The organism is Kocuria sp. UCD-OTCP, from assembly GCF_000349605.1.
In the GTDB taxonomy this organism is placed as follows: domain Bacteria; phylum Actinomycetota; class Actinomycetes; order Actinomycetales; family Micrococcaceae; genus Kocuria; species Kocuria rosea.
The window spans coordinates 182,336-195,194 of the sequence record NZ_KB714684.1; the positions used below are offsets into that span (position 1 = coordinate 182,336).

A 12,859-nucleotide genomic window follows, 5' to 3' on the forward strand; every position below is an offset into this window, starting at 1 on the left:
TGGCCGCGGTGGTCGCGCTCGTGCCCCTGTTCTACATCCTGGTGCGGACCGGGCAGGGCGGCGTGGGCGCCTGGTGGGAGCTGGTCACCACGGAGCGCACGGCCCGGCTGGCGGCGACGAGCCTGGCCCTGGCCCTCGTCGTCACGGCGGGCTCCCTCGTGCTGGGGGTGGGCAGCGCCTACCTGGTGACCCGGACGAACGTGCCGTTCCGCCGTGGCTTCGCGGTGCTGGCCGCCCTGCCCCTGGCCGTGCCCAGCTACGTCGCCGCCTACACCTGGGTGTCGGTCGCGGACCTGTGGTCCTCCGCGGCCCGCTTCGAGGGCTTCGGCGCGGCGGTGGTGGTGCTGACGCTCTACACCTACCCGTACGTCTACCTGCCCGTGGCCGCCGCGTTCGCGGGCGCGGACGTGGCCCAGGAGGAGGTGGCCCGCTCCCTGGGCCGGGGGCCGTGGCGCACGCTCACCACCGTGACCCTCCCCCAGGTCCGCCCGGCCATCGCCGGCGGCGGGCTGCTGGCGATCCTCTACATCCTCTCGGACTTCGGCGCCGTCTCGATCCTGCGCGTGGACACCTTCACCCGGGCCATCTTCACGGCCTTCAGCGCCGGCTTCGACCGGGCCACCGCCCTGAGCCTGTCCACGATCCTCGTCCTGCTGACGGTGCTCGTGCTGACCCTCGAGGGCCGCACCCGGCGGCGGGACGCCCGCTACGAGTCCGCCGGCGCGGGCCGGGCCACGAGCACCCTGGACCTGGGCCGCAGCCGGTGGGCGGCCGCGGCGGTGCTGACCGCCACGGCCCTGCTGGCGCTGGGGGTGCCCGCCGTCTCGATGCTGCGGTGGATGACCGCGGGCACGTCCCGCGCCGACTCCTGGGGGCAGGTCCTCACGGCCGCGGCGGGCTCCCTCACGGTGTCCCTGGCCGGCGCCCTGCTGACCATGGTCCTGGCCCTGCCCATCGGCATCCTCGCCGCCCGGCACCCCGGCCGGCTCAGCGCCCTGACCGAACGGGCCGCCTACCTCGCGCACAGCCTCCCCGGGGTGGTGGTGGGACTGTCCCTGGTCTTCCTCGGCGTGACCGTCCTGATGCCGCTCTACCAGACCACGTGGCTGCTGGCGTTCGCCTACGCCACCCTGTTCCTGCCGCTGGGCGTGGCGGCGGTGACCGGCGCCGCGGCGCAGGCACCGCCGGCGCTCGAGGAGGTGGGCACGTCGCTGGGCCGCTCCCCCGCCCAGGTCTTCCGCTCGGTGACCCTGCCGCTGACCCTGCCCGGCATCGGCGCCGGCGCGGCCCTGGTGTTCCTCACCTGCATGAAGGAGCTGCCCGCCACGCTCATGCTGCGGCCCACGGGGCTGGACACGCTGGCCACCGAGCTGTGGCAGGCCACCAGCTACCAGCGCTACGCCGAGGCCGCCCCCTATGCCTTCCTCCTGGTGCTGCTCGCGACGATCCCCACGTGGGCCCTCGTCCGCCGCAGCGGCGTGGTCACGACCACCCGGACCCGGACACCGGCCCGCATCCTGGACGAGGAGCTGATCATCCATGACTGACGTCGCGATCAACCGGGTCGGGAAGTCCTTCGGCCCCGTCCGGGCGCTGCAGGGCGTGGACCTGAGCATGCGCTCGGGCGAGTTCGTGGCCGTGCTGGGCCCCTCGGGCTGCGGCAAGACCACGCTGTTGCGCTGCGTGGCGGGCTTCGAGCAGATCGACGAGGGGCGGATCGCGCTGGGCGGCCGCCTCGTGGCGCTGCCGGGCGTCCACGTGCCCCCGCACCGGCGGCACGTCGCGGTGGTCCCGCAGGAGGGGGCGCTGTTCCCGCACCTGGACGTGGCCGGCAACGTGGCCTACGGGCTGCGCCGCGGCCGCAAGGACCGGGCCGCCCGGGTGGAGCAGTGCCTCCAGCTGGTGGGCCTCGGCGGGTACGGTGCCCGGATGCCCCACGAGCTCTCGGGCGGACAGCGCCAGCGCGTGGCCGTGGCTCGGGCGCTGGCCCCTCGGCCGCCCCTCGTGCTGCTCGACGAGCCCTTCAGCGCCCTCGACGCCTCCCTGCGCTCGGAGCTGCGCCGGGACGTCCGCCGGGCGCTGCGGGAGGACGGCGCCACGGCGATCCTCGTGACCCACGACCAGGGGGAGGCCCTGTCCATGGCGGACCGGGTGGCCGTGATGAACGGCGGCCGGATCCGCCAGGTCGGCACCCCGGCGGAGATCTACCGGCAGCCGGCGGACGCGTGGGTGGCGGGCTTCGTGGGCGAGGCCGTCCTCGTGCCGCTGGACGGCGCCACGGCCGGCACCCGGCGCGACTCCCCCCTCGGGCCGCTGGTCCTGCGCCAGGACGACCGCCCCTGGACCGGGCCGATGGCCGCGGTGGTCCGGCCCGAGCAGGTGCTCCTGGCGCACAAGCGGACCCCGCAGGCCGGGCGCGGCGAGCCGGCCGTGGTGACCCGCGTGGACTACCACGGCCACGACACGCTCGTGGCCTTCCGGCTCTCGGACGGGACCGAGGCCATGTCCCGGATGGTCGACGGCCCGCTCGTGGACTACCGTCCCGGTGACCGGGTGTTCGCCCTGGTCGACGGCGAGGTCACGGCCGTCCCGGCGAGCTGAGCCGGTCCCCCGGACGCAGACGCTCAGAGACGCCGGGACACCCCCGAGGGGCAGTACCCCGGGGCGCCGAGCCGCCAGGGCCACCACAGCCACGGGAGCACCGGTCTAGTCCAGGCCCACCTCGATGTCGGCGCTCTGGCCCGTGGAGCGCACGGCGGCGCGGACCGGGAACTCGATCCGCTCCGTGACGGTCTCCCCGTCCTCCTCGTAGCTCAGCCGCGCCTCCGCGGGCCGGTGAGCGTCCGCCGTCCAGCGCAGCGGGTCCGCCGGGTCCGGGACCAGGACCAGGGCGGGCCGGGAGACCAGCCGCCACCGGACGCCGGTGATCTCCGGGTCCGGCGCCCCGGTCGCCGCCGCGGACGGCTCGAGCGGCTCCTGCGGGGCCGCCCAGCGCCGGGACGAGGGGCAGTCCTCGGGGGACAGCTCGTCCGAGGCGGTGCAGCTCTCCAGCCACTCCTCGATCCGGTCGTCGACCTCCTGCCACATCCTCGGGGAGGGCTCGATCCGCAGCGCCACCGAGGCCGGTGCCGGATCCCGGAACGCCACGGTGTGCGGCTCCAGGGGCGGGTCCGCCGTGTAGTAGGAGTTCCCGGGCAGCCCGATCGCGTAGTTCCCGGGCAGGGCCTCGAAGCGCCAGGTGCCGCCGGGGCCCTCGGGGTCGGGCACCCGGTCGTCCGGGTCCGGGCGGACGGTCTCCCCGTTGACGGAGAGCTCGTCGAGGGGGGCGGGCAGGTGGATCGAGAAGGGGGCCGCGTCCGGGGAGTCGAGCTGCCACTGGTCGTTGAAGGGACCGCTGCGCCGCACCTGGTGCACCCCGTAGACGTGGACCTCCTCCCGGTCCCGGGCGCCGTCGGGTCCGTCCCACCACACGCGCGCCCGGATCTCGGCGCGGCTCCCGCGGCGGTCCACGCCCAGGATCTCGTAGCCGCCGATCCGCCCCGCGGCGTTGCGGTACACGCGGTTCGAGAAGATGTTCAGGGTGGGGTCCGCCACGACGGCCTCGGTGCGGGACAGCAGCTGCCGCGAGCGCCCGTTCTCGAGCCCGCCGAGCCACGTGGCCACCGGGTCCTGCGGCTCCCGGTCCACGAAGACCCAGTTGACCACGGAGCTGAACACGGTCACGAGGACCACCACGACCGTCAGCCAGTGCAGCAGGGTCCGCCGCAGGCCCCGGGCGTCGACCGCGGAGAGGGCCTCGCCGGCCTCCCGCTCCCGTGACACCGACACCGCAGCTCCCGTTCCCCAGGGGTCCATCCGGCACTCGGCCCGGACGGTGCGGGCCGCGTCCCGGCCCACCAGCTCACATCGTAGGGCCGGCGTCGCCGCCGGGACGGAAGAACCGCTAGAGCGCGCGCCTCCGGGTGGCCAGGATCCCGGCCGCGACGAGCACCAGGCCCCAGGCGCCGTAGACGAGGCCGGACTCCACGTGGGTGAGCACCGGGTCGGCGGACTGGTACATCGTGGTCAGCTGGGTGCCGGCCGCCCCCGGGGAGTACGGCTTGACGTCCTCGAGCCACTCGAAGGACAGCGCGAACAGCACGATCTCCAGGACCATTACCAGCACCACGAGCACCACGATCCCCCACGTCGTGGACTTCAGCAGGGCCCCGAGCCCGAAGCCCAGCCACGCGGTGACCATGTAGAAGACGCCCACCGCCAGAACGTTGAGCAGGACGGGCTCCTGCCACACGTCGTAGCCGAGGTCCCCGCCCGCCAGGACCGGCTGGACGACGAGGTGGCACAGGAGCCCGCTGAGCACCCCGAAGAGGAACGCGACCACGGAGAGCACCACGGTCTTGGCGAGCATCACCGGGGTGCGCCGCGGCACCGCCGTCATGGTGGTGCGGATGGCGCCGGTGGCGTACTCGGAGCCGATGAACAGCACGGCCAGCGCTCCCAGGAGCAGCATGACGAGCTGCAGACCGCTGTTGGCGCTGGTCATGGCCAGGTACTCGCTGAAGCCCATCCCGTCCGGCAGGGCAATGTCGGACTGCGCGGCGATCTGCTGGTCCGACTCGGCGGCGAACGCGTCCTGCTGCTGCTGGACCTCCTCCTCGGTGAGCCCGAGCTCCTCCGGGGACCGTCCGTCCAGCGACTCGTCGACCTGCTCCTGCGCGGCCTGCTCGTTGAAGCTCTGCAGCGACGTGGTGCTCCAGGCGCCCAGCGCTGCGAAGCCGAGGGAGAGGAGCAGGGCGACGCCGAGCAGGATCCAGTGCGAGCGCAGGGAGCGGAACTTGATCCACTCGGAGTGCAGGACCCGGCCGAAGCCCAGCCGCACCCGGGACGCGGGGTCGGACGGCCCGGTGCGCTCCGGGGTACCGGTCTGCGGGTGGGGGGCGGTCGAGGTGCTGGTGCTCATGCTCGGTCTCCGGTTCGTGCGTCGGCGCCCGCCCAGGGCGCCGGGTCGGTCGGTGCGGGAGCGCCGCCGGAGCGGTACTCGACCTCGTTCTGGGTCATGGCCATGTACACGTCCTCGAGGGTTTCCGTGAGGGGGGTGAGCTCGTGGACCAGCACCCCGTGGGAGAGGGCGGCCTCGGCGATGCGCCGCGGCTCCGGCCCCGTAACCAGGAGCCCGTCGTCGTCGAACTCCGTGATGCCGGCGTCCGTGCCCTGCAGGGCGCGGCGCATCGCCTCCCGGTCGGTGGCGCGCAGCCGGGTGCGCGTGCGGCCCCCGGCGAGGATCTGCTGGATCGGCGCGTCCGCGAGGATCCGGCCCCGGCCGATCACCACGAGGTGGTCGGCGGTCTGCGCCATCTCGGACATGAGGTGGGAGGACAGGAAGACCGTGCGGCCCTCCGAGGCGAGGAACTTGGCGAGGTGGCGCACCCACACCACGCCCTCGGGGTCCAGTCCGTTGACGGGCTCGTCGAGGATCACGGTGTGCGGGTCGCCGATCAGCGCCGCGGCGATCCCGAGGCGCTGGCCCATGCCGAGGGAGAAGCCTCCCACCCGCTTGTCGGCCGCGGCCCCGAGCCCCGTGAGGTCCACGACCTCCTGGACGCGGGACTTCGCGATGCCGTGGGTCGCGGCGAGCGCCGAGAGGTGCGCGCGCGCGGTGCGCCGGGGGTGGACCGCCTTCGCGTCCAGCAGCACCCCGACCTCCGCGAGCGGCGCCCGGTGCTGGGCGTACGGCCTGCCGTTGACGCGGGTGTGGCCCCGGGTCGCGGACTCCAGCCCGACGACGAGGCGCATCGTGGTCGACTTGCCGGCCCCGTTGGGCCCCAGGAACCCGGTCACCTTGCCGGGGCGGACGGTGAAGCTGACGTCGTCCACCGCCGTCTTGCCGCCGTAGGTCTTCGTCAGGTTCTCGATCTCGATCACCGGCGCTCCTCCCGAGCACTCGTCTGTTCTTCTCCGCCACCAACCTACGGGAGAGCCGGCGCGGGACGGCACCGCCGTCAGGATGAACCCGTGCGGGCGTGGCGGCCGCCGGTCTCCCCCTCCCGGCGGAGCCGGGACGCTCAACCGGCCTCGGAGAGCCCGATCCGCCGCGCCTGACCACCCCGCAGGACGTCGACCGCGACCGCGACCACCAGGAGGACGAGGAGCAGCACGCGCACTGCCGCGAGCAGGTCCTGCGCGTCCCAGCCGATCAGGCCGAGCCCGGGCAGCACCGGCCAGGTCGGCTCGGGCAGGACCAGGGTGGTCCACCACAGGACCTCGACGAGCTGCCAGGCGGCGAACTCGAGCCAGTTGCGCCGGCTGAGCACCACGAGGGGCGCCAGCCAGAGCACGTGGACGAGGGAGTAGGCGGGGCCGGAGAGCACGAGCACGGCCAGCAGGAGGAACGCGATCTGGACGACGCTGGGCTCCTGCCGGGTGAGCAGGGTCAGCACGAGCACCGCCACGAGACCCAGCACGAGGGCCAGGAGCACCCACTGCCCCGCCCCCGCCGGGTCCGGGGCCGCACCCGTGCGCGCCTGCTCCACCCGGGCCCAGACGCCCCAGGAGGAGGAGCCCTCCACGGGCCCGTCCCAGGGCAGGCGGAGCTGCCGGAGCCACCGGTCCGGGGCGGAGAGCAGGAACGGCCCGTTGACCAGCGCCCAGGTGAGCAGCGTCCCGGCCAGGACCACCGCGAAGTCCCGGAACTGCCGGTACCGCACGGCCAGGAGCAGCACGGCCAGGAGGACCACCAGGGGGAACAGCGCCACGGACGCCGCGAGACCCAGCAGGATCCCCGCCGGCACGGGGCTTCCCCGGACGTGGAAGAGCAGCGCCAGCATCATCAGCAGCACGGCCCACAGGTCCCACGTGCCGAAGCCCACCAGGACCGCCACCGGTGCGAGCGCCAGCACGAACGCGTCCGCGCCGCGCCTGCCGGAGAGCGCGGAGACCGCGGCCACCGTGCCGATCCACACCAGGGCCAGCAGCAGCACGGAGAGGTCGGCGAACACGCCCCGGTCCACGTCCGTCCCGAACAGCGCGGAGAGGCGGGCCGCGAACCAGCCGACCACCGTGGTGATCATCCCGACCAGGGCGGGCTGGTCCCCCGCGGGCCCGCCCGTGAAGAACCCGCCCGCCCCGGACGCCTCGCCGGGCGCGATCTCGGTGGCGCACAGCGCGGGCAGGCTCTCCGCGGCGCCCCAGCCGGGCACCCGGCAGGGCAGCCGCAGCAGCCAGGCCGTCATGACCGCGTAGAGGCTCAGGCCGACGAGCAGCGCCCGGTGGCCGCCCCGGGACCCGCCCAGGGGGCTCACGGCCCCTCCCGCCGTCCGCGCAGCACGCCCGCCCCGATCCCGGCCCGAAGGACCGCGGTGAGGTCGGAAGATATGCCTTCACCGATATATGCACTCCGGGGGCAACAGAGGGCGTTCCCGGCGGCGCCGGCGCCGGACCGGGGGCTCACAGGGTGTCCGCGGCCCAGGCCCGCAGCCGCCGCTCGGCCTCCTCCGGCCCCAGCTCCCCCTCGTCCAGGCGCAGGTCCAGCAGGAACTTGTAGGCCCGGCCCACCGCCGGCCCCGGCGGGATGCCGAGCACCGCCATGATCCGCTCGCCGTCCAGCTCCGGCCGCACGGCGTCGAGCTCCTCGCGCGCGGAGAGCTCCTCGATCCGCGCCTCGAGGTCGTCGTAGGCGGCGGCGAGCCGTGCCACCTTCCGCCGGTTCCGGGAGGTCACGTCCGCCCGCGTGAGCCGATGCAGCCGCTCCAGGCACTCCCCGGCGTCCCGGACGTAGCGGCGCACGGCGGAGTCGGTCCACTCGGCGTCCCCGTAGCCGTAGAAGCGCATGTGCAGCTCGACCAGCCGGCCCACCGTCCTGATCGTGTCGTTGTCGAAGCGCAGGGCCCGCATCCGCTTGGCCGTGAGCTTCGCGCCCACCACCTCGTGGTGGCGGAAGCTCACGGCACCGGACTCCTCGAAGCGCCGGGTCGCGGGCTTGCCGACGTCGTGCATGAGCGCGGCGAAGCGCAGCGCGAAGTCGGGCCCGGGCACGGGGCCGTCCGGACCGGACTCCAGGGCCGCGGCCTGCTCCATGACGGTCAGGGAGTGCTGGTAGACGTCCTTGTGCCGGTGGTGCTCGTCCGTCTCGAGCTGGAGCGCGGGCACCTCGGGCAGCACGACCTCGGCGAGCCCCGTGCTCACCAGGAGGTCGATGCCGCGGCGGGGCCGGCGCCCGCAGACCAGCTTGACGAGCTCCTCCCGCACGCGCTCGGCCGAGACGATCGCGATGCGCTCCGCCATGCCGGTCATGGCCGCGCGCACCTCGGGCGCCACCTCGACGTCGAGCTGGGACGCGAAGCGGGCGGCGCGCATCATGCGCAGGGGATCGTCCGAGAAGGAGTCCTCCGGGGCGCCCGGGGTGCGCAGCGCCCGAGCGTGCAGGTCCTTGATCCCGCCGTGCGGGTCCACGAGCTCCAGGCCGGGCAGCCGCAGCGCCATGGCGTTGATGGTGAAGTCGCGGCGGAACAGGTCGTCCTCGAGGGAGTCGCCGAAGGCCACCTGCGGCTTGCGGGAGTCCGCGTCGTAGGCCTCGGCCCGGTAGGTGGTCACCTCCAGCTGGACGTCGCCGCGGCGCATCCCGATGGTCCCGAAGGCGCGGCCGATCTCCCACACCGCGTCCGCCCACCCCGTGACCACGGCGAGCGTCTCCTCGGGCGTCGCGTCGGTGGTGAAGTCCAGGTCCAGGGAGGGCCGGCCGAGGAAGAGGTCCCGCACGGGCCCGCCCACGAGGGAGAGCTCGTGGCCGGCGGCGGAGAACCGCCGCCCCAGGTCGAGGGCGGCGGGGTGGATCGCGTGGGCGTCGGGGAGCTGCGTCATGGTGCCGCCCATTGTTCCAGACCCCGGGGCGCGGACCCGGCCGCCGCGGCCCCGCCGGAACCGACCGCCGGAGTCCCTCCCCCGCTCCGGCGGGAGCCCGGGCGATTGTGGCAAGGTAGGAGACATGGCTTTCCCCGTACCCAGCGCACCGAAGAAGCGGCCGACCGCGCCGGCCGCTGCGCTGCCCACGGTCGAGGAAGTCTCCGCCGGCGGGATCGTCGTCGACCTCGGCGCGCCCTCCCACCCGGTGGCCATCATCGCCCGGATCAACCGCGGCGGGCGCCTCGAGTGGTGCCTGCCCAAGGGCCACCCCGAGGGCGAGGAGTCCAACGAGGAAGCCGCGATCCGCGAGATCGAGGAGGAGACCGGCATCGCCGGTGAGGTGCTGAGCCCGCTGGGCAGCATCGACTACTGGTTCACGGTCTCCGGGCACCGCGTGCACAAGACGGTGCACCACTTCCTGCTGCGCGCCACGGGCGGTCACCTCACCACGGACAACGACCCCGACCACGAGGCCGTGGACGTCGCCTGGGTGAACATCGACGACCTCGGCCGGAAGCTGTCCTTCCCCAACGAACGGCGCATCGCCGACATCGCCCGTGAATACATCATCCACCAGCTCTGAGACCGCGGAGCCCTCCGGGCCGGCCGGGAAGGGCACCCCGGCGGCCCCGGCCCGCCGCTCGGGCGCGGCCTCCAGCGCCATCATGGCCTCGGGCACGCTCGTCTCCCGCGCGCTGGGGTTCGTCAAGACGGTCCTCATCACGGTGGCGATCGGCTCCATCACGACCGTCTCCGACGTCTTCGAGCTCGCGAACACGCTGCCGAACCTGATCTACGTCCTCGTGGCGGGCGGCATCTTCAACGCCGTCCTGGTGCCGCAGATCATCAAGGCCTCCAGGACCGCCGACGACGGCGGGGCCGACTACATCGCCCGCCTGCTCACCCTCGCCGTGCTCGCCCTGCTGGGGGTCACGGCGGTCGTGGTGCTGCTGGCGGGACCCATCATCCGGACCATGGGCACCGACTGGACCGAGGAGCAGCTCTCGCTCGGGCTGACGTTCGCGCTGTTCACGTTCCCGCAGATCTTCTTCTACGGCCTCTACACCGTGGTGGGGCAGGTCCTGAACGCCCGCGGCGCCTTCGGCTGGTACATGTGGGCGCCGGTGGTCAACAACGTGGTGGCCATCGCAGCGCTGCTCGTGTTCGTCCAGCAGTTCGGGGCGTACGCCGAGACGGTACACACCCTCGAGAACTGGTCCCCGGCCAAGACCTTCTGGCTGGCGGCCATGGCCACGGTGGGCGTCGCGGCCCAGGCCCTCGTGCTGTTCTGGCCGCTGCGCCGGCTCGGGCTGGGACTGCGCCCGAAGTTCGGCTGGCGCGGCATCGGCCTCTCCACCGCGGCGCGGCTCGCGGGCTGGACCCTCGCCACCGGGGTCCTCGCCAACCTGGCGTTCCTGACCCTGACCAAGGTCGCGGCGATCCCCACCGGCTACCGCCCGGAGTACCTCGCGATGGACCCGCCGCAGCAGATCGCGGGCGTGGCGGCCCTCAACCAGGCCTCGATGCTGTACTCCCTCCCGCACGGGGTGATCGGGCTGTCCATCGCCACGGTGCTGTTCAACCGGATGGCCGCCGCCTCGACGGACGGGGACCGGGCCGGGATGGTCGCGTCCCTGTCCTCGAGCCTGCGCATCACCGGGGTGGCGACCGTCTTCGCCACCGTCGCCCTGGTGGTCTTCGCCGGCCCCCTCGGCATGCTCTTCAGCGGCGGCGTCCCCTCCGCGGGGGCCGTGGTCGGCCAGGTGATCACGGTGATCGCGATCGGCGCGCCCTTCATGTCGGTGTCCTTCATGCTCGGCCGGGCGTTCTACGCGCAGGAGGACGCCCGCACCCCGTTCCTCGTGCAGGTCGGCGTCGCCCTCTTCACCGTGGTCTCGGCGCTGCTGATCTGGTCGTTCGTCCCGCCGGACCTCATCGTCTTCGCGGTCGCCGCGTGCTACGCGGCCCAGAACGTCCTGAGCGCGCTGATCTACCACGTGGTCCTGGTCCGCCGGATCGGGGACTACGACGTGGCCCGGATCGTGGACTCCCACGCCCGGATCCTCGTGGCGTCCCTGCTCGCCGGCGCGGTGGGTGCCGTGGCCCTGTTCCTGCTCGGCGGATACGACCCCGCCGGCTTCCCCTGGACCAACCAGCTGACGGCGATCGCGACCGTCGCCGCGGGCGGGACCGTCATGGGGATCGCCTACCTGGGCGCCCTCAAGCTCTGCCGCGTCCGGGAGCTCGACAGCCTCGTGCGCCCGCTCCTCGCGCGCCTCGGCCGCTGACCGCCCCGACCGCCCCGACCGGGCGGACCGGGCGGAGCGAGCGGAGCGAGCGCCCGGACCGGCCGTGTGACGAGGCTCTCGGCCGCGGGAGGCCGGGACCGGTAAAGTGCTGAGTGGTCGGTGACGTGGGTCAGGAACACCCCTTCTGCCCCGCCGGCCACCCCCGCCCGCGAATTCCGGCCCCCGCCGCGGATTCCCGACCCCCAGGGAGCCAACGTGCCCGCACCGATGAAGCTCGGTTCCGTCCTCGGCGGCCGCTACAAGGTCGTCACCGACGTGCTGGCCACCGCCGAGGGCGACCGCGTGCTCGAGGGACAGGACCAGATCCTCGGCCGCCGCGTGTCGATCCTGCTGCCCGCGGAGCGGCACACGTCCCTGCTCGTGGAGAACGCCCGCTCCATGGCCAACGGCAGCATCGGCGCCCCCTTCCAGATCCTGGACCTGGGCCAGGCGGAGGCGCACACCTACCTCGTGACCTCGCACACCCCGGCCGCGGACATGCTGGACTCCCTGCTCGTGGAGCCGGACGACGTCGAGGACGAGTCCCTCAGCGACGACATCTTCGGCGCCCCGCGCGGCAGCGGCCCCGGGTCCTACGTGTACGACGAGCCGGACCCCACCAGCCCGACCCCCGTGGTCGCGACCGAGGCCTCCGACGACCTCGGCGGCGCGGCCCCCCAGCCCAAGGTCACCCGGTGGCGGGACGACGACTCGTACGACGACGCCGCGCCCGCCCCCTCGGTGCGCACCCGTCTCGGCCGGCCGGTGCGGGTCAGCGCCACCTCGACCCGCTCGACCCTCTTCGACCGCGCGGCGGCGAGCGGCACGGCGGCCTCGGCCGTCCGCACGGCCGGGACGGACATCGACCCGGGCTACGACGGCGACAACCGCTACGACAGCTACGACGACTACGACGACGGGCACCCGGACACGCCCCACGGGCCGGAGGAGGCGGCCGCGGCCGCGCCGCCGCGCCGGGAGGCGACCGCGGACCGGCCGCAGAAGGGCGGCCGGGGCCTGCTGCTGCTCCTGCTCCTGCTCCTGGCCCTGCTGATCGGTGCCGTGGTGTTCAGCTTCGACCGGCTGGGCGGACTCTTCGCCGGGTCGGAGAGCCCTGAGCCCGCCGTGAGCGCGCCGGCCGAGGAGCAGGCCGGGGCGGAGCAGGTGCAGCCCAGCCCCGAGCCGGAGGCCCCGGCCGCCGAGCCGGAGCCCCGCGCCGTCACCCGGGTGGTGCCGACCGACCCGGGCTTCATGGCCGACCAGGACGCGCAGCTGGGCCAGATCGTCGACGGCAACCCGTCCACCTACTGGATCAGCTACGGGTTCTCCGACCCGAACTTCGGCAACCGGACGCCGAGCGTCGGCCTCGCCGTGCAGCTCGAGGAGCCCGCGCCCGTGGAGACGCTCAGGCTCAGCCAGTCGGCCGGCTCGGGCGGGATGTTCGACGTGTACGTCAACGACACCCCGAGCCTGGACGGCGCCGACCAGGTGGCCTCCGGCTCCTTCACGGGCCCGGAGATCACGGTTCCGCTCGCCGCGGCCGCCCAGGACGAGGACCAGCAGTACGTGATCGTGAACTGGACGCAGCTGCCGCAGCTGACGAACCCCATCGCCGGGTTCAACCACGGCCTGCGGATCGGCGAGATCCTTTTCGACGCGGTTTTGAAGCCCCG

The 12,859-nt window shown here is 74.0% G+C and carries 10 protein-coding genes; 5 read left to right on the forward strand and 5 right to left on the reverse strand.

Translation table 11 applies throughout. The features are described from left to right. Positions 1–8: 8 nt before the first annotated feature. Positions 9–1,547 carry an ABC transporter permease gene (locus H488_RS35600; RefSeq protein WP_017835053.1) on the forward strand — a complete coding sequence of 513 codons (1,539 nt, stop codon included), beginning with the start codon at positions 9–11 and terminating at the stop codon, positions 1,545–1,547. Further along, positions 1,540–2,601: an ABC transporter ATP-binding protein gene (locus tag H488_RS38380; RefSeq protein ID WP_017835054.1), complete on the forward strand. Its 1,062-nt coding sequence runs from the start codon at positions 1,540–1,542 to the stop codon at positions 2,599–2,601. Before H488_RS35600 ends, H488_RS38380 begins: the two co-directional genes overlap by 8 nt. Before the next feature lie 105 nt (positions 2,602–2,706). Here H488_RS38380 and H488_RS35610 read toward each other — a convergent pair whose 3' ends face one another. The 5 genes from H488_RS35610 to H488_RS35630 all read right to left on the reverse strand — a co-directional run bounded on the left by H488_RS35610 (position 2,707) and on the right by H488_RS35630 (position 8,856). After that, positions 2,707–3,828, reverse strand: a complete 1,122-nt coding sequence (locus tag H488_RS35610; protein WP_017835055.1) for a hypothetical protein — start codon at positions 3,826–3,828, stop codon at positions 2,707–2,709. A 115-nt stretch (positions 3,829–3,943) separates the two neighbouring features. After that, entirely contained in the window at positions 3,944–4,960 is a 1,017-nt protein-coding gene (locus H488_RS35615) for an ABC transporter permease subunit (protein WP_017835056.1), read from the reverse strand. Then, on the reverse strand, positions 4,957–5,922 hold the full coding sequence (locus H488_RS35620) for an ABC transporter ATP-binding protein (RefSeq protein WP_017835057.1): 966 nt from the start codon (positions 5,920–5,922) through the stop codon (positions 4,957–4,959). Before H488_RS35620 ends, H488_RS35615 begins: the two co-directional genes overlap by 4 nt. A gap of 140 nt (positions 5,923–6,062) precedes the next feature. Further along, positions 6,063–7,298 (reverse strand): glycosyltransferase 87 family protein, encoded by a 1,236-nt coding sequence (locus H488_RS35625; RefSeq protein ID WP_017835058.1) that lies wholly within the window; start codon positions 7,296–7,298, stop codon positions 6,063–6,065. A gap of 145 nt (positions 7,299–7,443) precedes the next feature. Continuing rightward, positions 7,444–8,856, reverse strand: coding sequence for a CCA tRNA nucleotidyltransferase (locus tag H488_RS35630; RefSeq protein WP_043739739.1), 1,413 nt, complete (start codon positions 8,854–8,856; stop codon positions 7,444–7,446). 124 nt (positions 8,857–8,980) lie between these two features. Here H488_RS35630 and H488_RS35635 point away from each other — a divergent pair, with 124 nt between their 5' ends. From H488_RS35635 to H488_RS35645, 3 genes are all read left to right on the forward strand, one after another. Next, positions 8,981–9,481: an NUDIX domain-containing protein gene (locus H488_RS35635; RefSeq protein ID WP_017835060.1), complete on the forward strand. Its 501-nt coding sequence runs from the start codon at positions 8,981–8,983 to the stop codon at positions 9,479–9,481. Between the two features lie 82 nt (positions 9,482–9,563). Next, positions 9,564–11,186 carry a murein biosynthesis integral membrane protein MurJ gene (gene murJ, locus H488_RS35640; protein WP_017835061.1) on the forward strand — a complete coding sequence of 541 codons (1,623 nt, stop codon included), beginning with the start codon at positions 9,564–9,566 and terminating at the stop codon, positions 11,184–11,186. A 216-nt stretch (positions 11,187–11,402) separates the two neighbouring features. Further along, a partial coding sequence (locus H488_RS35645; RefSeq protein ID WP_150110427.1) for a hypothetical protein occupies positions 11,403–12,859 on the forward strand: 1,457 nt, incomplete at its 3' end.

Excerpts from the sequence above, each read along its gene's own strand:
- H488_RS35630 (WP_043739739.1), bottom strand. The coding sequence starts at position 8,856 with ATGACGCAGCTCCCCGACGCCCACGCGATCCACCCCGCCGCCCTCGAC.
- murJ (WP_017835061.1), top strand. The coding sequence starts at position 9,564 with ATGGCCTCGGGCACGCTCGTCTCCCGCGCGCTGGGGTTCGTCAAGACG.
- H488_RS35615 (WP_017835056.1), bottom strand. The coding sequence starts at position 4,960 with ATGAGCACCAGCACCTCGACCGCCCCCCACCCGCAGACCGGTACCCCG.
- H488_RS38380 (WP_017835054.1), top strand. The coding sequence starts at position 1,540 with ATGACTGACGTCGCGATCAACCGGGTCGGGAAGTCCTTCGGCCCCGTC.
- H488_RS35635 (WP_017835060.1), top strand. The coding sequence starts at position 8,981 with ATGGCTTTCCCCGTACCCAGCGCACCGAAGAAGCGGCCGACCGCGCCG.